Origin of the sequence: Enterococcus sp. H57, from assembly GCF_003112495.1 — a bacterium.
Lineage (GTDB): Bacteria > Bacillota > Bacilli > Lactobacillales > Enterococcaceae > Enterococcus_B > Enterococcus_B faecium.
Map to the genome: position 1 here is coordinate 73,499 of NZ_BEHC01000072.1, position 1,087 is coordinate 74,585.

General features: G+C 31.4%; 1 protein-coding gene. It reads right to left on the reverse strand.

Going from position 1 to position 1,087, the window contains the following annotated elements; translation table 11 throughout:
• Positions 1-584 precede the first annotated feature (584 nt).
• Complete coding sequence (locus tag DIZ30_RS12585; protein ID WP_109023262.1) at positions 585-887, reverse strand: DUF5960 family protein; 303 nt, start codon at positions 885-887, stop codon at positions 585-587.
• Between the last annotated feature and the right edge of the window lie 200 nt (positions 888-1,087).

The following is a 1,087-nucleotide window of genomic DNA, read 5'->3' on the forward strand; positions in this document are numbered from 1 at the left end:
CCTTAGCTCAGTTGGTTAGAGCAGACGGCTCATAACCGTCCGGTCGTAGGTTCGAGTCCTACAGGGTACATTAATGTAGCCAATTGAATCGTTCTGTGTTAGAATTTTTTGAAGAGTATTATACAAGCTAAAGCTTTTCTTCATTGCCACTCAAATGAGTGGCTTTTTTATGTATCCTTTTATGGATTAATGAAAGGATGTTTCACATAGTTATACTTCTGTATATTTGAAAAGTTTTACTTTGATTTTTAAATGGAAAGACATTTGGGTTATATTGTGAGATAATAATAAAGAAGAGTTTAAAGCGTTCCCCAAAAACCACTTCCCCATAAGTGTGTTACGCTTTAAACTCTTTTATATTTGAAGCCATTAAAAAGCATACCATATAACTGTAAAAAATAATGGGAAAAAGACTTATAATTGGAGTGATAGTTAATTAGTGACTTATTTTTGATTTTATAGCACTGATACTATAAAATATAGATATCATCATATTACACAATCTTAATACTAACTTAAAAATATCTCCTTTTATAAGTATGGTGATAAAATCCGTTCCGGGCTACCTTTTTAGGTAGCCTACTTTAATCTTTGTATCTTTCTGGATCAACGAAAGTATACTTTATATAATCATAACGCCGATGATCGCTTCGTGCGTCTGGCACGTCAGTCACGATATCAAACAAAAAGTATACATCCTTCTTCATTCTAGTTTTCGCAGCAGGAATTTTGAAATAGTTCTTATTAGAATAGTAGAGATTGATTAATAAGCTTTCTTCGATTGCTAAAAAGAAAACTTCTGAATCCCATACTTTATAAAAATCTTTGATAAATCTATTCGAAGGATCAAATTTAAACCATAATTGTGTCTTTCCTTCTATTAAAATATCTTGGTTATACGCATCTTCTTTGAAATTTAAGGTAATTGATATGTATCCCGACCAAATATTAGGGTTGTTAGAAATTAAAGATCCTAGTCCTAGTGATAATAAAATTGGATAGGCTACAATTAACTAGACAGAAAAATTAAGGTGTGTAGACTAGAAGAAAACATACCAGGAGGAATTTTTATGTCTAAGAGAACACG